The organism is Streptomyces sp. NPDC002513 (assembly GCF_053595355.1).
Genome location: NZ_JBSFXK010000053.1, coordinates 1 through 17,010 on the forward strand (window position 1 = coordinate 1; position 17,010 = coordinate 17,010).

The window sequence follows — 17,010 nt, forward strand, 5'->3', positions numbered from 1 at the left end:
GCCCAACAAGGAAAACGCCCTGCCTGCGACCAAGAAGCCGCAGGCGAGAGCCATCTACGCCCCTTGACAGGCCCGGCCCTCATGGGTGCGGAAACGAGTCGAGCGCGGAGTTATCCACAGGCACTCTCCGAGATCTGGCGATCGGGCTACGGTTTTTCCGACGCGGATGCACACGGTGTCCGCGAGGAAATCCACGGGGAGACCGCCATGTCCGGACACACGATCACACCCACGCGCGCCGACGCTGCCGACGCCTTCGCAGGCCGCATCTCCCGCCGGTCTTCGCTGGCGTTGAGCCGAGCGGCCCGAGAACTCGACCTCAGGCTGAGCGAGTTCGACCTTGCCGTCCGGCTCGGGCGGGTACGGACCATTCCGGACGAGGGAGGAGGAGGCCGCCGCGTCACACGCGCGGAGATCGACCGTGTGCGTGCGGAGGACGGATTCCCCGAGGCCTTGCGGGGGCGGGTCGAGACCGTGGGCACCAGGGACGGCGCGGCCTTGATGGGAGTGACCCCGGGCAGGTTCACCCGGTTCGCCCGCCTGGGCCTGGTGGTCCCGGTGAAGTGGTACGTGAACCGCTACGGGGCCGTGGTGTGGCGGTATCTCGCCGAGGAGGTACGGCAGTTCGCCACCGCGCCGGACAACGCCCGGCTGCTGACCGGCCGGACACCGGAGGGGCTGCGCGGCCAGCTGGAGGCGGGAGTGGATCTGCGGCCCCGCAACTGGCGCGGACGCCACCTCGGATTCGAGCTGCGCCAGGTGGAAGACCCATGGGCGAAGGCCGCCGTCGTGGCGTCGCTGCTGGATCCGGTTCAGTTGGCGCAGATCGTCCGAGATCCGCACGAGCATGCCCATCTGGACCGTCTTCGGCCCGCCCGGCCCAGGCAGCCGGCGCCCGATTCGCCCACGGCCTCGATCGCGGCACGGATCATGACAGCGCAGGATTCCGACGAGATCGACTGGCTCCGCGCCGAGCTGGCACAGACGCTGATCGAGGCCCGCCGGCACCGGTCCGCTTCGAGGCCGGCGCCGGGGCCGCCGGACGGGCAGCCCACCCTGTCTGCCTGCCCGCCCGCGGCCTGCGGTGAGGCCGTGCGCGTTCCCGGGAACGTCCCGATCGGTGACGCCTCGGCCGCGCGCCCGGAACCGACGCGGCCGCGAGGCATGCTCGGGTGGCTGCGTCGCAGAGAGACCTGACCGTACGGCGCCGTCGGCCGGGCGTCATAGGACACCCATGACGTCACCGCTCGAGTCTGCGGAACAGTCCCTCCTGGACGACCGAGACGAGCAGGTGCCCCTGAAGGTCGTAGATGCGGCCCCGGGCCAGGCCACGGCCACCCACCGCGATCGGGGACTCCTGGTCGTACAGAAACCACTCGTCGGCGCGGAACGGCCGATGGAACCACATGGCGTGATCCAGCGACGCCATGTCGAAGCCACGTGGCCCCCACAGGGGTTCGACGGGGATACGGACGGCGTCCAGGAGTGTCATGTCGCTCGCGTACGTGAGCGCGCAGGTGTGCACGAGCGGGTCGTCCCCGAGCGGACCCACGGCGCGCATCCAGACGGCGCTGCGCGGCTCCGCGTCCTTGATCTCCTCGGCGTTCCAGCGCAGCCGGTCCACATAGCGGATGTCGAAGGGCTGGCGCCGGGCCATCCGCTCCAGCGTCTCGGGCAGCGCGCCCAGATGCTCCTTCAGCTCCTGCGCCACCGTCGGCAGCGACTCCGGGCCCGGAACCTCGCGGGCCGGCGGCAACTGGTGCTCGAAGCTCCCCTCTTCAGGCTTGTGGAAGGAGGCGGTCAGATTGAAGATCGTGCGGCCCCGCTGCACGGCCGTGACCCGGCGGGTCGTGAAGGACCTCCCGTCACGGATCCGTTCGACCTGGTACACGATGGGCATGCCCGGGATGCCCGGGCGCAGAAAGTACGCGTGCAGGGAGTGCACCGGCCGTTCGCCGTCCGTGGTGCGGCCGGCCGCGACCAGTGCCTGGCCGGCCACCTGGCCGCCGAAGACCCGCTGCAGGGACTCCTGCGGGCTGCGACCGCGGAAGATGTTGACCTCGATCTGCTCGAGGTCGAGCAGATCGACGAGCCTCTCGGCTGGGTTCGTCATGAGTGGGCTTCTCCTGTGCTCACAGCTGGCCGACGTCGGTGACGCGGACGACGGCGCGGCCCTCCGCGTCGGAGGCCGTGAGGTCGATCTCGGCGCTGACGCCCCAGTCGTGATCGCCGTTGGGGTCGGCGAAGGCCTGGCGGACCCGCCACAGCCCGTTCCCCGGCTCCTCCTCGATCATCAGCAGCTTCGGGCCGCGGGCGTCGGGGCCGGTGCCGAGTTCGTCGTACTCGTCCCAGTACTTGTCCATGGCCGCGCCCCACGCCTCAGCGTCCCAGCCGGCCTCGGCATCCATCTCGCCGAGTTCCTCGATCTGGTCGAGGGCGGCCAGTTCCACACGGCGGAACATGGCGTTGCGTACCAGGACGCGGAAGGCGCGGGCGTTCGCGGTGACCGGCTTGACCTGGTCGGCCTTCTCCTGGGCCTCCTCGGCCGTCATCTCCTCCGGATTGGCCAGCTGTTCCCACTCGTCCAGCAGGCTGGAATCGACCTGGCGCACCATCTCGCCCAGCCAGGCGATCAGGTCCTCCAGGTCGTCCGACTTCAGATCGTCCGGGACGGTGTGATCGAGGGCCTTGTAGGCGCTGGCCAGATAGCGCAGCACGATGCCCTCGGTGCGGGCGAGCTCGTAGAAGGAGACGAACTCCGTGAAGGACAGAGCCCGTTCGTACATGTCGCGGATGACAGACTTCGGCGACAGTGGATGGTCACCGACCCACGGGTGGCTCTTGCGGTACGTGTTGTACGCCTGGAAGAGCAGCTCCTCCAGTGGCTTGGGGTACGTCACGTCCTGGAGCCGCTCCATGCGCTCCTCGTACTCGACGCCGTCCGCCTTCATCGCGGCCACAGCCTCACCGCGCGCCTTGTTCTGCTGGGCGGCCAGGATCTGCCGCGGGTCATCCAGGGTGGACTCGAGCACGGAGACCATGTCGAGAGCGTAGGAGGGGGACTCCGGGTCGAGGAGTTCGAACGCGGCCAGGGCGAAGGTCGACAGCGGCTGGTTGAGCGCGAAGTCCTGCTGGAGATCGACCGTGAGGCGCACGATACGGCCGGTGGCGTCCGGCTCGTCGAGCTTCTCGACGATTCCGCCGTCCAGCAGCGAGCGGTAGATCGCGATCGCCCGCCGGATGTGCCGCAGCTGCTGCTTGCGCGGCTCGTGGTTGTCCTCCAGCAGATGGCGCATGGCCTCGAAGGCGTTGCCCGGCCGGGCGATCACCGAGAGCAGCATCGTGTGGGTGACCCGGAAGCGGGAGGTGAGCGGTTCCGGCTCGGAGGCGATCAGCTTCTCGAAGGTGTTCTCCGTCCACCCGACGAAGCCCTCCGGTGCCTTCTTGCGCACCACCTTGCGGCGCTTCTTCGGGTCGTCGCCGGCCTTGGCGAGCGCCTTCTCGTTCTCGATGACGTGTTCTGGCGCCTGGGCGACGACGAGTCCGGCCGTGTCGAAGCCCGCGCGCCCGGCGCGGCCCGCGATCTGGTGGAACTCGCGGGCGCGCAGGGTGCGTACGCGGTTTCCGTCGTACTTGGTCAGCGCCGTGAACAGCACCGTCCTGATGGGGACGTTGACGCCGACTCCCAGGGTGTCCGTGCCGCAGATGACCTTCAGCAGACCGGCCTGGGCCAGCTTCTCCACCAGGCGCCGGTACTTGGGCAGCATGCCGGCGTGGTGGACGCCGATGCCGTGCCGCACATAGCGGGAGAGGTTGCGACCGAACTTGGTGGTGAAGCGGAAATTGCCGATCAGCTTGGCGATCTCGTCCTTCTCCTCGCGCGAGCTCATGTTGATGCTCATCAGCGCCTGGGCCCGCTCCACGGCCTGCGCCTGGGTGAAGTGGACGATGTAGACCGGTGCCTGCCGGGTCTGGAGGAGTTCGGTGAGCGTATCGGTGAGCGGGGTGAGCCGGTATTCGTACGAGAGCGGCACCGGACGGGTCGCCGAGCGGACCACTGCCGTCGGCCGGCCGGTGCGGCGAGTGAGGTCCTTCTCGAACATCGAGACGTCGCCGAGCGTCGCCGACATCAGGATGAACTGCGCCTGGGGCAGTTCGAGGATGGGAATCTGCCAGGCCCAGCCGCGGTCGCCCTCGGCGTAGAAGTGGAACTCGTCCATCACGACCTGGCCGACGTCGGCTCGTTTGCCGTCGCGGAGCGCGATGGAGGCCAGGACCTCGGCAGTGCAGCAGATCACAGGGGCGTCGGCGTTGACGGAGGCGTCGCCGGTGAGCATGCCGACGTTCTCGGTGCCGAAGAGCTTGCACAGCTCGAAGAACTTCTCCGAGACGAGTGCCTTGATCGGCGCAGTGTAGAAGGTGACCTCGTCCCGGGCGAGGGCCGCGAAGTGAGCGCCCGCGGCGATCATGCTCTTGCCGGAGCCGGTGGGAGTCGACACGATCACGTTCGCCCCCGAGACCGCCTCGATCAGCGCCTCCTCCTGGTGCGGATAGAGCGTGAGGCCGCGCTCCCCGGCCCACGACTCAAAGGCTTCGTAGAGGGCGTCGGGGTCTGCGGTCTGCGGGAGCTGATCGATGAGGGTCACGCCCCCATCTTGCCTGGCCTCGCACCCGATGAGGGAATCGGCTGCCCTCGCGAAGATCACGAACGCTACGCTGTGGCGCCGATGACGCGTCAGCGCACGGGTACAACCGGGCAGCGCTGCAAGAGAAATGGGGCGGAAAGCAGCCATGATGGGACCAGCACACTCACTGTCGGGGGCCGCGGCCTGGCTCGGGGTGGGGGCGGCCGTCGCCGCAGCGGGTCACCCGATGCCCTGGCCGGTCCTCCTCGTCGGCGCGCTGATCTGCGCGGGTGCCGCGCTGGCTCCGGATCTGGACCACAAGGCAGCCACCATCTCGCGGGCCTTCGGCCCCGTCTCCCGCTGGCTGTGCGAGATCGTCGACAAGCTGTCGTACGCCATGTACAAGTCGACCAGGAAGCCGGGCGACGCGCGACGTTCCGGCGGTCACCGTACGCTGACCCATACCTGGCTGTGGGCGGTGCTGATCGGTGGGGGCGCTTCGGTCATGGCCGTCACCGGCGGCCGGTGGGCGGTGCTGGCCATCCTCTTCGTGCACATGGTGCTGGCCATCGAGGGACTGCTGTGGCGGGCGGCGCGTGGTTCGAGCAGCGATGTACTGGTGTGGCTGCTGGCCGCGACGAGTGCCTGGATCCTTGCGGACATACTCGACAAACCGGGCAACGGGTCGGACTGGCTCTTCACCGCGCCGGGCCAGCAGTACTTGTGGCTCGGCCTCCCGATCCTCCTGGGTGCCCTGGTGCACGACATCGGAGACGCGCTGACGGTCTCCGGCTGCCCGATCCTCTGGCCGATACCGCTGGGCCGCAAGCGCTGGTACCCGGTGGGCCCGCCGAAGGCGATGCGGTTCCGGGCGGGCAGCTGGGTCGAGCTGAAGGTCCTGATGCCGGCGTTCATGCTGCTCGGCGGGGTGGGCTGCGCGGCCGCGCTCAACGTCATCTGAGACCGCACCGGCCACAGCGGGCCGCCCGCCCCGGCACGGTGGCCTGCCGGTCCCGGCGCGATGGACTGCGTGTCACGGCGGGGCGCGGAGGCTCCCGGTTTCGGTGCGGCTGGTCCTCCGCCGCGGCCCGTCGCCCCTGCCCTCGGGCTGCGGGGACACCGGAACCGCGGGCGCACCGGCGGCGGAGCCGGTGCGCCCGCCGACTCAGACCGTTCCCTCCCTGTCAGCAGTCCGTCCCATGCCGCCGTATTGGCGCTCGAACCGTGCGATGCGCCCCTCCGAGTCCACCGTCCGTGCCTTGCCCGTGTAGAAGGGGTGGCTCTCGGAGGAGATCTCGACGTCCACGACCGGGTAGGTCTCGCCGTCGTCCCACTCGATGGTCTGGTCGCTCGTCGCGGTGGACCGGGTGAGGAAGGCGTATCCGGCGGAGCGGTCGCGGAAGACGACGGGATGGTAGTCGGGCTGCTTGTCCTGCTGCATGTCTTCTCCTTGCGTGGTGCCGGTACCGGCGGATCAGCCGGACCGGTAGTCCTCGTCGACGACGTGCACGGCGGCCTCCTCAGCCGAGGCCGCGGCGCCGTCGATGCCGACGTCGGTGGCGATCAGTCCGCTCTCCTCATCCTCGTGCGCGCCTTCGTTGGGGGCGACGAGGCGGCCGGAGCGGGGGCCGCCGACCTCGTTGTCCAGGGGCTCTCCTTCACCGTCGGGCCAGTCTCCGATACCGTCACCGGCCGGGACCGTGATGTCGGGGACTTCCTCGGCGAGGCGCTGGTCCAGTGTTTCGCCGGAGTGCCCCTCGGCCGCGGTCACGCCGACGTGGTCCACCGCCCACGGCCTCTCCGGTGGCGACCAGCCACGTTCGAGGGGGTCGCTCACCCCGTCGTTCTCCAGGGTGTCCTCGGCGTCGAGCAGCCCCGCGTCGTCCTGCACCTCGGATCCGTCGGGCTGGTAGACGTCGTCCCCCCAACCGTCGGTGCTGTCCACGGGATACCTCCAGGTGGTGGGACGGACCGGGCACCGCCGTATGGCGGCGGCGGACACGAGGGACTGCCGGGCGCGGGTCACGCCATGCGGAACCGGGCGGTTCGATCACGCTGCCCTCGCCGCTTCCGAGATCCAGCCTTCCACCCCCCTTGACCCCTGCGCAACGGCAAGCGTGACAGGGGGGTGTGGGGGCCGGGAAGCGGGGCCGGGTCGGCCGACCGGCCGACCCGGACCGCCACCACCGTGTGGAGCGATCAGCCGTGCCAGGACCGCCACAGCGCCGCGTACGCTCCGTCCGCGGCGACCAGGTTGTCGTGGCTGCCCAGTTCGCTGATCCGCCCGTCTTCGACGACGGCGATCACGTCGGCGTCGTGGGCCGTGTGCAACCGGTGGGCGATCGCGACGACCGTGCGGCCGTCCAGGACGCGGGCCAGGGAGCGCTCCAGGTGCCGGGCCGCGCGCGGGTCCAGGAGGGAGGTCGCCTCGTCCAGGACCAGGGTGTGCGGGTCGGCGAGCACCAGGCGGGCCAGCGCGATCTGCTGCGCCTGCGCCGGCGTGAGGGCCAGACCGCCGGAGCCCACCTCGGTGTCCAGACCGTCGTCCAGGGCGCGTGCCCAGCCGTCCGCGTCCACCGCGCCCAGCGCGGCCCAGAGCTCGGCGTCGACGGCGTCTGTGCGAGCCAGCAGCAGATTGTCGCGCAGGGAGCCCACGAAGACGTGGTGCTCCTGGTTGACGAGGGCCACGTGCGAGCGCACCCGCTCCGCCGGCATCCGGGAGAGTTCGGCGCCGCCGAGGGTGATCCGGCCGTCCCGGGGCGCGTAGATCCCGGCGAGCAGCCGCCCCAGCGTGGACTTGCCCGCGCCCGAGGGTCCGACCAGGGCGAGCCGGGTGCCGGGAGCGACCTCCAGGGAGACGCGGTGCAGCACGTCGACTCCCTGGAGGTAGCCGAAGCGCACCTCGTCGGCCTTGACGTCGTGCCCGTCGGGGGCCACCGAGGGGTCGCCCGCCTGCGGCTCGATGTCGCGCACCCCGACCAGCCGGGCCAGCGACACCTGGGCTTCCTGCAACTCGTCGTACCAGCGAAGGATCAGGCCGACCGGGTCGACGAGCATCTGTGCGATGAGCGCGCCCGTCGTCAGCTGGCCGATACCGATCCAGCCCTGCAGAACGAACACCCCGCCGATCATCAGGACCGAGCACAGGACCGTGACATGCGTGATGCTGACGACCGGGAAGAGCACCGACCGCAGCCACAGGGTGTAGCGCTCCCAGGCCGTCCACTCCTTGATTCGCCGGTTCGACAGCTCGATGCGCCGGGAGCCGAGCCGGTGGGCCTCCACGGTGCGCCCGGCGTCCACGGTCTCGGCGAGGACGGCGGCCACGGCGGCGTACCCGGCCGCCTCGGATCGGTAGGCCGAAGGAGCGCGCCGGAAGTACCAGCGGCAACCGAGCACCAGCAGCGGCACGGCGACGAGCACGGCCGGGGCGAGCGGGGGAGCCGTGACGGTCAGACCGCCGAGCAGCAGTGCCGCCCAGACGACACCGATGGCCAGTTGCGGTACGGCCTCGCGCATCGCGTTGGCCAGCCGGTCGATGTCGGTGGTGATCCGGGACAGCAGATCGCCGGTTCCGGCCCGCTCCAGGACCCCCGGCGGGAGCCCTACCGCCCGTACGAGGAAGTCCTCACGCAGATCCGCGAGCATCCGTTCGCCGAGAACCGCCCCGTGCAGCCGTACCAGCCGTACGAACACGGCCTGGATCACGAGGGCGAGGACGAAGAGCGCGGCGGTGCGCTCCAGGTGGAGTTCCCGGGCCCCGTCCGACAGGCGTTCCACCATGTCGCCCAGCAGATAGGGGCCCGCCATGGACGCGACGACGGAGACCGTGTTGACGGCGATCAGGAGCAGGAAGGGCCGGCGGTGCCGGCGGAACAGTTCGGCCACATAGGCGCGCACGGTCGCGGGGGCGCCGACGGGCAATGTGTTCGCCACTGTCGGGGCCGCCGGGTCGTACGCCGGTGGCGCCACGCCGATCATGCGCTCTCCTCGATCCCTTCCAGGGTGTCCATTTCCTTCATTTCGTTCAGTGCTTCCAGCTCGGCCAGTGCGTCGCCGTGCGTGGCGGTCTCGGCGTCGGTCTCCCGGGTGACGACCGCGCGGTACCGCGGCTCGCTGTGCACCAGGTCCCGGTGCAGACCGACCGCCGCGACCTCGCCCTCGTGCACCAGCACGACCCGGTCCGCGCGGTCGAGGAGCAGCGGTGACGAGGTGAACACGACCGTCGTGCGGCCCGCCCGCAGCGTGCGGACCCCCTCGGCGATCCGCGCCTCCGTGTGTGAGTCGACCGCCGAGGTCGGCTCGTCCAGGACGAGCACCGGCGGGTCGGTGATCAGTGACCGGGCCAGCGCGAGTCGCTGGCGCTGGCCCCCGGACAGCGAACGGCCGCGCTCGGTGATCCGTGCGTCCATCGGGTCCTCGGTGGCCGGTGCCCCTTGGACGAGCGCGTCCAGGACATCCCCGCACTGGGCGGCGGCGAGCGCCTCCCGGGCGCCGACCGCGCCCGAGGCCGGTACGTCGAGCAGCTCACGCAGGGAGCCCGACAGCAGCACCGGGTCCTTGTCCTGGACGAGGACCGCGGTACGCGCCGAGTCGAGCGGCAGCTCGTCCAGCGGTACACCGCCCAGAAGTACCGAGACGCCGTGCTCGGCCTGTTCCGCCGGGTGCCCGCCCAGCCGTTCGGCCAGCACACCCGCCGCGTCCGGGTCGCCGCAGACCACGGCGGTGAGCCGCCCCGAGGGCGCGAGCAGCCCGGTCCGCGGGTCGTACAGGTCCCCCTCCGGAACGCCGGCCGCGCGGGAACCGCCGGATTCCGTGGCCCGCTCCAGCGAGAGCACCCGGGCCGCGCGCCGGGCGGACGGCCGGGAGAAGGAGTACGCCATGGCGATCTCCTCGAAATGCCGCAGCGGGTAGGCGAGCAGCATGACGGCGCTGTACACGGTGACCAGCTCACCGACGGCGATGCGGCCCTCGCGTGCCAGTTGCACACCGCGCCAGACGACCGCGATCATCAGCAGCCCCGGCAGCAGCACCTGGATCGCCGAGATCAGTGCCCACATCCTGGCGCTTCTCACGGCCGCTGTGCGGACCTCCTGGGAGGCCCTGCGGTAGCGCTCCAGGAACAGTTCCTCGCCGCCGATGCCCCTGAGCACCCTGAGGCCCGCGACGGTGTCCGAGGCCAGTTCGGTGGCCCGGCCCGCCTTCTCGCGCTGGGTGTCGGCACGCCGGGTGGCCCGGGGCAGCAGCGGCAGCACGGCGACTGCAAGCGCCGGCACGCCCACGGCCACGGGGACACCGAGCGCGGGCTGGTACACGACGAGTCCGACGCAGACCGCCACGACGGTGAGGGCCGCCGCGCTGAAGCGCGAGACGGCCTCCACGAACCAGCCGATCTTCTCGACATCGCCGGTGGACACGGCGACGACCTCCCCGGCGGCGACGCGTCGGGTCAGGGCGGAGCCGAGCTGGGCCGTCCGGCGTGCCAGGAGCTGCTGGACCCGAGCGGCCGCAGTGATCCAGTTGGTGACCGCGGTGCGGTGCAGCATGGTGTCGCCCAGCGCGACGCCCGCGCCACACAGCAGGAGCAGCGCCCCGGTCAGAGCGAGCCGGGCGCCCGAGCGTTCGACGACCGCCTGCACGGCGAGACCGACACAGAAGGGCAGTCCGGAGACGGACAGGAAGTGCAGCAGCCCCCAGGCGAGGGCCTTGAGCTGACCGCCCAGTTGGTTCCGGCCGAGCCACCACAGGAATCGGGGACCCGAGCGGGCGTCCGGCACACCCGGGTCGGGGTACGGAAGGTCTTGAATCTGCATGGCGTCCCAGTGGCTCGTGTCAGGCAGCGGACGGGGGTGGCGGTGCGGTGCACGGGCCGGCATGTGTCCCCGCATATCCGCACGGGCCCGTAACAAGCCGTGAAAGGGTCGCGTCGGAGGGTGGGCGAAGGCAACTGGTTTTCCGGCAGGGACGGTGAGTTCCGGCCCTCCGGCAGGTGGGTGAAAAGCGGAGACAGGAAAACCATTACTCAGAAGATAATGTGACGATATGTCGTATGAGTACGGGTGAGGTGTGCGGTGCGGTGCGTACGCGAGCCGTGGCGGCGGCCTGCGGCGTGCTGGTGATGTCCCTGTCGGCGTGCGGTGGTTGGGGAGCGGACGGCCATGGTGTGAAGGGCGGCGGCCCGGGTAACAGCGCCAGGGGAGCCTCCACCCTCACGCCGGATCCCCGGCGTACCGGCGAAGGTGCCCCGTCCTCGGATCCGGGGCCTGCCAGGGAAGCCGTGCCGTCGTCGGACGCGGGATCGGCCAGCGGAGCCGCGTCGCCGCCGGATGGGGGGTCCGCCGGAGAAGGCGCGCAGTCGTCGGACGCGGGGCCTGCCGGAGGAGGCGCGCCGTCGTCGGACGCGGGATTCCCCGGGGGGACGTCACCGATCCCGGCGGATCCGAGCGCCCCGGCGACCTCCGCGCCCCCAGCCGACCCGGAGCGTGTCCCGGGTGTCGGCGACCGGCTGCACCGGTCCATCCCCGACGCATCGCGCCAGGTCCTCGCGGTCTACGGGGACGGTGAGGGCTCGCCGGACTGCACGCTCGTGCTCTACGAGAAGGGCGATGACGACGCCTGGAACGAGATCGGGCGGTGGCGGGGGCACAACGGCAGGCGGGGCTGGACGGCCGACCACCACGAAGACGATCTGCGCACGCCGGTGGGTGTGTTCTCGCTCAGCGACGCCGGCGGCGTCCTCGACGACCCGGGCACCCGGCTCCCGTACGACCAGGGGAGGTCCTACGAGGTGCCGGCCGGCTGGGGCGAGGCCCACCGGCACGACTTCGACTACGTCATCGCCATCGACTACAACCGGCTCAGAGGTACGCCGCCGAACGATCCGACCCGGCCCCAGGGCGACGAGAAGGGCGGCGGCATCTGGCTGCACGTGGACCACCGTGACGGTACGTCGGCCTGTGTCACCCTGCCCGAGTCCGGAATGGAGTACCTGCTGCGGACGCTCGACCCGGCGTGGTATCCGGTGGTCGTGATGGGGGACAGGGAGGCCCTGAAGGCCTAGTTGTTGCCGGCCATGGCGTTGGTGACGCCCGCGAGGACTGGCACGGCTCGACCTTGCCTGGTGCTGGGGTGTGCAGGGCCTGGTCCGCCGGTGGCGGGAGGCCCGCGAGGTGAGGGAACGCACGAGGACCGCGGCCCGGGACGTGGCGTCGTTGCCGGTGACCGCATGGACGAGCCTGTGGATGCCGTGGGCTGGGAAGAACGCGCGGGCGCGGCGGAGGAACTCACGGTGGTGGCGGCCTTCTCTTCGGGAAGGCGCTCGGTGTCGGCCAGGCGGGAGTACCCGTCGACGGCGCAATGCGGGTAGCCGTGCCCGCCCTGGGTACCGGCGGCTTCGAGAAAGACGCCGGCTTCGGCGGCGACATAGGCGATCGGGGGTGCGGCGGCGTTCGATGAGCCTTCGGCGTCTCTCGATGCTCAAGGGGGCGTCCGCGTGCGTCACCGGAGCACCTCGCTCCTTCGGCCTGCTGCAATCACACCGCGCGAGAGGGACGCGACGAGTAGCGCGGCCAGGACGAGGAGTCCGCTTGCCCAGAGTGGCCCGAGGTCCCCGGCCGTGGTGCTGAGGGTGGTCGCGGCGACGAGTGGTCCGATGGCAGCGCCGATGTTGAGTGCGGCGGTCGCGTAGGAGCCGGCCATGGTGGGGGCTCCTGTTGCCTCGTAGAGGACCCGGGTGATCAGTGTGCTGCCCAGCGCGAACGACAGCGCGCCCTGCACGAACACGAGGATGAGCAGAGCGGCCGGCTGGTCGGCCAGCATGGCCAGGGCCGGCCAGCCGACGAGCAGCAGCGGGCCGCCGACCGCGATGACCAGACCGGGACGCTGGTCGGACAAACGTCCGGCGAGGGTGACACCCGCAAAGGAACCGACGCCGAAAAGCACCAGAACGACAGAGATCCACAGCTCGCCCAGCCCGGCGGTGCCGGTCACGACGGGGGCGAGGAAGGTGAAGCTTGCGAAGGTTGCCGCGTTCACCAGCGCGCCGAGCAGCATCGCCAGGACCAACCGCGGACTTTTGAGCTGCGCGAACTCCGATCGCAAGGCCGGCCCGTCAGCCGTGTCCTTCTGCACACGGCGCGCTGGGAGTCCAGCGAGGATGCCGAAGGCTGCGGGCAGGCAGAGGGCGGCGACAGCCCAGAACGTGGCCCGCCAGCCGAGCAACGTCCCGAGTACCGAGCCTGCCGGGACACCGGCGATCGTGGCCACCGTCGTGCCTGACAACAGCACGGCCAGTGCACGTCCCTTCTTGTCAGGCGGAACCAGCGTGGCGGCAGTCGTCAGGGCTACGGCGAGGAACCCTGCGTTCGCCAGCGCGGCGACTACCCGGGTGGCGAACAGGACCGGAAAGCTCGTGGTGACGGCGCCCACGGCGTGTGCTGCCGCGAACACGAGGACGAAGCCAAGAAGACTCGTCCCTCCTGGCCAGTTGCGGGCGAGCCCGGCCATGAGGGGGGCGCCGACCGTCATTCCGATCGCGAAGGCCGAGGTGAGCATGCCTGCTGTTCCGAGTGTGACGTCGAGGTCAGAGGCGATGTCCGGCAGGAGGCCCGCGAGCATGAACTCGGAGGTGCCCATGGCGAAGATCGACATGGCGAGCAGGTACAGCGGGGAAGGCATCGACGGCTCCGGGGTGAGGAGAGGCACGACAAAAGGCGTCTCGTCACGCTGTCCGCACCCACGGGCACACGTGTCCGGCCGCAGAACGCGGCGGGACGACAGGACTACGAACTCAGTGGCTCAGGGGGCTGACGGCGTGACCGAAAGCCCCCACCTCGTCCGACTCGGGGCTCGACATGGCTCGCACGCTACCCGACCGATGCCCGTCGAGGCACCTCGGTTTCAGCGGCGTCGACCGGTGCCACCCGCGCTATGTCCCGCAACACCTGGTCGGTCCGCCGGATGCCGGTGCAGCGTGATCGTGTGCCCCAAAGTGCCCATTGCGCGCCGTGCCGACTCCCCGTGGAAACACGGGACATGTGAAGGTGGTCGGCGAGGGTCGCGGCGAGTCGGGCGCGGTGGCCGCCGAGGGTCGCGGCGCGGTCAGCAGCGTTGCCCTGGTCCGGCGGGAGCGATGGGCGCTTCACCGCCGTCGATCAGTGTGCCGAGCAGCCCTCCGAGCACCTCGCGCTGCTCGTCCGTCAGCGGTGCCAGGATCTCTTCCGCCGCGGCTCTGCGCGCGCCGTGCAGAGCCCGCAGTGCCTCCTGGCCCTGGTCCGTGACCTCGATGCGGATCACTCGCCGATTGCTCGGATCGGGCACCCGGCGCACCCTGCCGCTCGCCTCCAGGCCGTCGACCAGCGTGGTCACCGCCCGTGGCACGACCTCAAGACGCTCGGCCAGATCCGCCATGCGCGGCGGCGAGCCGAAGTGGGCGAGCGTGCGCAGCAGTCGGGACTGGGCCGGAGTGATGCCCAGATCGGACCGCTCCAGATGGCGTTTCTGGATGCGGTGCACGCGGCGGGTGAGCCGCAGCAGTTGCTCGGCGAGCAGGCCGTCGGGGTCGGCGATGGTCATAGGGGAACAATATCAGGACCCAGTTCATTGTGAGTATAGGTAACAATGAGCTAAGATCCGTGAGCGATCGTCCCTCATCACGTCCCGATACCCGCAGCGTCGTCGCATTCCGAACGCTGCCGACCTCCGTAGGAGCCCATGCATCCCGAAAAATCCATCTGGACCCCATCCTCCGACGACCCGTCCGCGCAGCCGCGGCAGGTCCGCCGCATCCTCAGACTCTTCAAGCCGTACAGCGGCCGACTCGCCGTCGTGGGCCTGCTCGTCGGTGCCGCGTCGCTGGTCTCCGTCGCCACACCGTTCCTGCTCAAGGAGACCCTGGACGTCGCGATTCCGCAGCGCCGGACCGGACTGCTGAGCCTGCTCGCCCTCGGCATGATCCTGAGCGCCGTCGTCACCAGCGTCTTCGGCGTACTGCAGACCCTCATCTCCACGACGGTCGGCCAGCGGGTCATGCATGATCTGCGCACCGCCGTCTACGGCCGGCTGCAGCGCATGTCCCTCGCCTTCTTCACCCGCACCCGCACGGGCGAGGTCCAGTCCCGCATCGCCAACGACATCGGCGGTATGCAGGCGACCGTCACCTCCACCGCCACCTCCCTGGTCTCCAACCTCACCAGCGTGGTCGCGACCGTCGTCGCGATGGTCGCCCTCGACTGGCGGCTCACCGTCGTCTCGCTGCTCCTGCTGCCGCTGTTCGTCTGGATCAGCCGGCGCGTCGGCAACGAACGCAAGAAGATCGCCACCCAGCGCCAGAAGCAGATGGCCACGATGGCCGCCACCGTCACCGAGTCGCTCTCCGTCAGCGGCATCCTGCTCGGCCGCACCATGGGCCGTGCCGACTCGCTCACCCAGTCCTTCGCGGGCGAGTCCGAGGGCCTGGTCGACCTCGAGGTGAAGTCGAACATGGCGGGCCGCTGGCGTATGGCCGTGATCACCATCGTCATGGCCGCCATGCCGGCCGTCATCTACTGGACCGCGGGCATGGCGCTCCAGCTCGGCGGCCCGTCCATCTCGCTCGGCACGCTGGTGGCGTTCGTCTCGCTCCAGCAGGGCCTGTTCCGGCCGGCCGTCAGCCTGCTGTCCACCGGTGTGCAGATCCAGACCTCGCTCGCGCTCTTCCAGCGCATCTTCGAGTACCTCGACCTGCCCATCGACATCACCGAGCCCGAGAACCCGGTCCGTCTCGGCCAGGTCAAGGGCGAGATCCGCTTCGAGGACGTCGAGTTCCACTACGACGACAAGAGCGGTCCGATCCTTCAGGACATCGACATCACCGTCCCGGCGGGCTCCAGCCTCGCCGTCGTCGGAGCCACCGGTTCCGGGAAGTCCACGCTCAGCTATCTGGTGCCGAGGCTCTACGACGTGACGGGCGGGCGGGTCACGCTCGACGGCGTCGACGTCCGGGACCTGGACTTCGACACACTCGCCCGCGCGGTCGGCGTCGTCTCCCAGGAGACGTACCTCTTCCATGCCTCGGTCGCCGACAACCTGCGCTTCGCGAAGCCCGACGCGACCGACGAGGAACTGCACGCGGCGGCGAAGGCCGCCCAGATCCACGATCACATCGCGGCGCTGCCCGACGGGTACGACACCGTCGTCGGTGAGCGAGGACACCGCTTCTCGGGTGGCGAGAAGCAGCGGCTCGCCATCGCCCGCACCATCCTGCGCGATCCGCCCGTGCTCATTCTCGACGAGGCGACCAGCGCCCTCGACACCCGTACCGAGCATGCGGTCCAGGAGGCCATCGACTCCCTGTCGGCCAACCGGACGACGCTCACCATCGCCCACCGGCTGTCCACCATCCGGGAGGCCGAGCAGATCGTGGTGCTCGATGCCGGGCGCGTGGTCGAACGGGGCACGCACGAGGAGTTGCTGGAGCTCGACGGCCGGTATGCGGCCCTCGTCCGAAGGGATGCGCAGCTGGAGCCGACAAGATGACGATATGCCAGGTTTTTCCCGTCTGGCGGGATACCGTGCGCCCATGCAGACGACCACTGCGCCACGCAAGCAGACCGGACTGACGCACCGGAGCCGGGCCGTCCTCGTCGGGACCGGGATCGCCGTGGCGGCCACCGCCATGGCGGTGCCGCTGGTGACGACCCGGAGCGACGGGAAGGCCCCGCATGCCGGTCTGGTGATCCCGGAGGGCTGGCGCACGGGCCAGATCTACGCGGCCATCGACAAGGCCCTGGGGCTGCCGCCTGGTTCGACGCGGAAATCCCTGCCCAAGGCTCATCTCAAGCTGCCGCCAGAGGCCCAGGGCAACCCCGAGGGGTACCTCTTCCCCGCCTCGTATCCCGTCCACAAGGGAGCGGACCCGGAGTCCGTACTGCGGTACATGGTCGACACCGCGAACGAGAGGTTCAGCGGCGGCACGATCACCGCGGGCGCCCAGCGCCACGCCCTGACCGGCTACCAGGCCGTCACCGTCGCCAGCATCGTGCAGGCCGAGGCGGCGACCAGGGCCGACATGGCCAAGGTGGCCCGGGTGGTCTTCAACCGCCTGGAGCGCGGCATGCCGCTGCAGATGGACTCCACCCTCAACTACGCCCTGAAGCGTTCCACACTGAACACCAGCATGCGCGACACGAAGACCGACAGTCCCTACAACTCGTACCGGAGCATGGGCCTGCCGCCGACACCGATCTCCAATCCCGGCGAGGCCGCCCTGCGCGCCACGCTCAACCCCGCACCGGGCAACTGGCTGTACTTCGTCACGGTCAAGCCCGGCGACACACGGTTCACGGCGAGCTACGAGGAGCAGCAGCGGAACGTCACCGAATTCAACCGGCTGCGCGCCGCGAAGTAG

13 protein-coding genes are annotated in these 17,010 nt (G+C 70.3%); 5 read left to right on the forward strand and 8 right to left on the reverse strand.

All coding sequences use genetic code 11. The annotated features are described in order from the left end of the window. Window positions 1-207 precede the first annotated feature (207 nt). The gene (locus tag ACWD5Q_RS27445; RefSeq protein ID WP_451429725.1) at window positions 208-1,197 is read left to right on the forward strand and encodes a DUF6397 family protein; all 990 of its coding nucleotides are present in this window, start codon (window positions 208-210) and stop codon (window positions 1,195-1,197) included. Window positions 1,198-1,240: 43 nt separating this feature from the next. Here ACWD5Q_RS27445 and ACWD5Q_RS27450 read toward each other — a convergent pair whose 3' ends face one another. Together ACWD5Q_RS27450 and ACWD5Q_RS27455 are read right to left on the reverse strand one after the other, a co-directional pair. Continuing rightward, window positions 1,241-2,113: an acyl-CoA thioesterase gene (locus tag ACWD5Q_RS27450; protein WP_451429726.1), complete on the reverse strand. Its 873-nt coding sequence runs from the start codon at window positions 2,111-2,113 to the stop codon at window positions 1,241-1,243. Window positions 2,114-2,132: 19 nt separating this feature from the next. Then, a complete protein-coding gene (locus tag ACWD5Q_RS27455) occupies window positions 2,133-4,646 on the reverse strand; it encodes a DEAD/DEAH box helicase (protein WP_451429727.1) in 2,514 nt (837 codons plus the stop codon). 145 nt (window positions 4,647-4,791) lie between these two features. On the opposite strand from ACWD5Q_RS27455, the gene ACWD5Q_RS27460 reads away from it, so the two are divergent. Continuing rightward, entirely contained in the window at window positions 4,792-5,586 is a 795-nt protein-coding gene (locus ACWD5Q_RS27460; RefSeq protein ID WP_451429728.1) for a metal-dependent hydrolase, read from the forward strand. A 204-nt stretch (window positions 5,587-5,790) separates the two neighbouring features. On the opposite strand, the gene ACWD5Q_RS27465 is transcribed toward ACWD5Q_RS27460, so the two are convergent. The 4 genes from ACWD5Q_RS27465 to ACWD5Q_RS27480 form a co-directional block, all read right to left on the reverse strand. After that, window positions 5,791-6,066, reverse strand: a complete 276-nt coding sequence (locus ACWD5Q_RS27465; RefSeq protein ID WP_451429729.1) for a type B 50S ribosomal protein L31 — start codon at window positions 6,064-6,066, stop codon at window positions 5,791-5,793. 33 nt (window positions 6,067-6,099) lie between these two features. Further along, window positions 6,100-6,570, reverse strand: a complete 471-nt coding sequence (locus ACWD5Q_RS27470) for a DUF5709 domain-containing protein (protein ID WP_451429730.1) — start codon at window positions 6,568-6,570, stop codon at window positions 6,100-6,102. A 254-nt stretch (window positions 6,571-6,824) separates the two neighbouring features. Beyond that, a complete protein-coding gene (locus ACWD5Q_RS27475; protein WP_451429731.1) occupies window positions 6,825-8,606 on the reverse strand; it encodes an ABC transporter ATP-binding protein in 1,782 nt (593 codons plus the stop codon). Beyond that, a complete protein-coding gene (locus ACWD5Q_RS27480) occupies window positions 8,603-10,438 on the reverse strand; it encodes an ABC transporter transmembrane domain-containing protein (RefSeq protein ID WP_451429732.1) in 1,836 nt (611 codons plus the stop codon). Before ACWD5Q_RS27480 ends, ACWD5Q_RS27475 begins: the two co-directional genes overlap by 4 nt. Before the next feature lie 464 nt (window positions 10,439-10,902). Here ACWD5Q_RS27480 and ACWD5Q_RS27485 point away from each other — a divergent pair, with 464 nt between their 5' ends. Further along, window positions 10,903-11,685 carry a hypothetical protein gene (locus ACWD5Q_RS27485; protein ID WP_451429766.1) on the forward strand — a complete coding sequence of 261 codons (783 nt, stop codon included), beginning with the start codon at window positions 10,903-10,905 and terminating at the stop codon, window positions 11,683-11,685. A 437-nt stretch (window positions 11,686-12,122) separates the two neighbouring features. Here the strand turns inward: ACWD5Q_RS27485 and ACWD5Q_RS27490 are convergent, their stop codons facing one another. Both ACWD5Q_RS27490 and ACWD5Q_RS27495 read right to left on the reverse strand, forming a co-directional pair. Continuing rightward, complete coding sequence (locus tag ACWD5Q_RS27490; RefSeq protein ID WP_451429733.1) at window positions 12,123-13,301, reverse strand: Cmx/CmrA family chloramphenicol efflux MFS transporter; 1,179 nt, start codon at window positions 13,299-13,301, stop codon at window positions 12,123-12,125. A 423-nt stretch (window positions 13,302-13,724) separates the two neighbouring features. Next, window positions 13,725-14,198, reverse strand: a complete 474-nt coding sequence (locus tag ACWD5Q_RS27495) for a MarR family winged helix-turn-helix transcriptional regulator (protein WP_451429734.1) — start codon at window positions 14,196-14,198, stop codon at window positions 13,725-13,727. 138 nt (window positions 14,199-14,336) lie between these two features. Here ACWD5Q_RS27495 and ACWD5Q_RS27500 point away from each other — a divergent pair, with 138 nt between their 5' ends. Both ACWD5Q_RS27500 and mltG read left to right on the forward strand, forming a co-directional pair. Beyond that, on the forward strand, window positions 14,337-16,139 hold the full coding sequence (locus tag ACWD5Q_RS27500; RefSeq protein WP_451429735.1) for an ABC transporter ATP-binding protein: 1,803 nt from the start codon (window positions 14,337-14,339) through the stop codon (window positions 16,137-16,139). 43 nt (window positions 16,140-16,182) lie between these two features. Beyond that, window positions 16,183-17,010, forward strand: a complete 828-nt coding sequence (gene mltG, locus ACWD5Q_RS27505) for an endolytic transglycosylase MltG (RefSeq protein WP_451429736.1) — start codon at window positions 16,183-16,185, stop codon at window positions 17,008-17,010.

Excerpts from the sequence above, each read along its gene's own strand:
- ACWD5Q_RS27445 (WP_451429725.1), top strand. The coding sequence starts at position 208 with ATGTCCGGACACACGATCACACCCACGCGCGCCGACGCTGCCGACGCC.
- ACWD5Q_RS27450 (WP_451429726.1), bottom strand. The coding sequence starts at position 2,113 with ATGACGAACCCAGCCGAGAGGCTCGTCGATCTGCTCGACCTCGAGCAG.
- ACWD5Q_RS27460 (WP_451429728.1), top strand. The coding sequence starts at position 4,792 with ATGATGGGACCAGCACACTCACTGTCGGGGGCCGCGGCCTGGCTCGGG.
- ACWD5Q_RS27465 (WP_451429729.1), bottom strand. The coding sequence starts at position 6,066 with ATGCAGCAGGACAAGCAGCCCGACTACCATCCCGTCGTCTTCCGCGAC.
- ACWD5Q_RS27475 (WP_451429731.1), bottom strand. The coding sequence starts at position 8,606 with ATGATCGGCGTGGCGCCACCGGCGTACGACCCGGCGGCCCCGACAGTG.
- ACWD5Q_RS27480 (WP_451429732.1), bottom strand. The coding sequence starts at position 10,438 with ATGCAGATTCAAGACCTTCCGTACCCCGACCCGGGTGTGCCGGACGCC.
- ACWD5Q_RS27490 (WP_451429733.1), bottom strand. The coding sequence starts at position 13,301 with ATGCCTTCCCCGCTGTACCTGCTCGCCATGTCGATCTTCGCCATGGGC.
- ACWD5Q_RS27495 (WP_451429734.1), bottom strand. The coding sequence starts at position 14,198 with ATGACCATCGCCGACCCCGACGGCCTGCTCGCCGAGCAACTGCTGCGG.
- ACWD5Q_RS27500 (WP_451429735.1), top strand. The coding sequence starts at position 14,337 with ATGCATCCCGAAAAATCCATCTGGACCCCATCCTCCGACGACCCGTCC.
- mltG (WP_451429736.1), top strand. The coding sequence starts at position 16,183 with ATGCAGACGACCACTGCGCCACGCAAGCAGACCGGACTGACGCACCGG.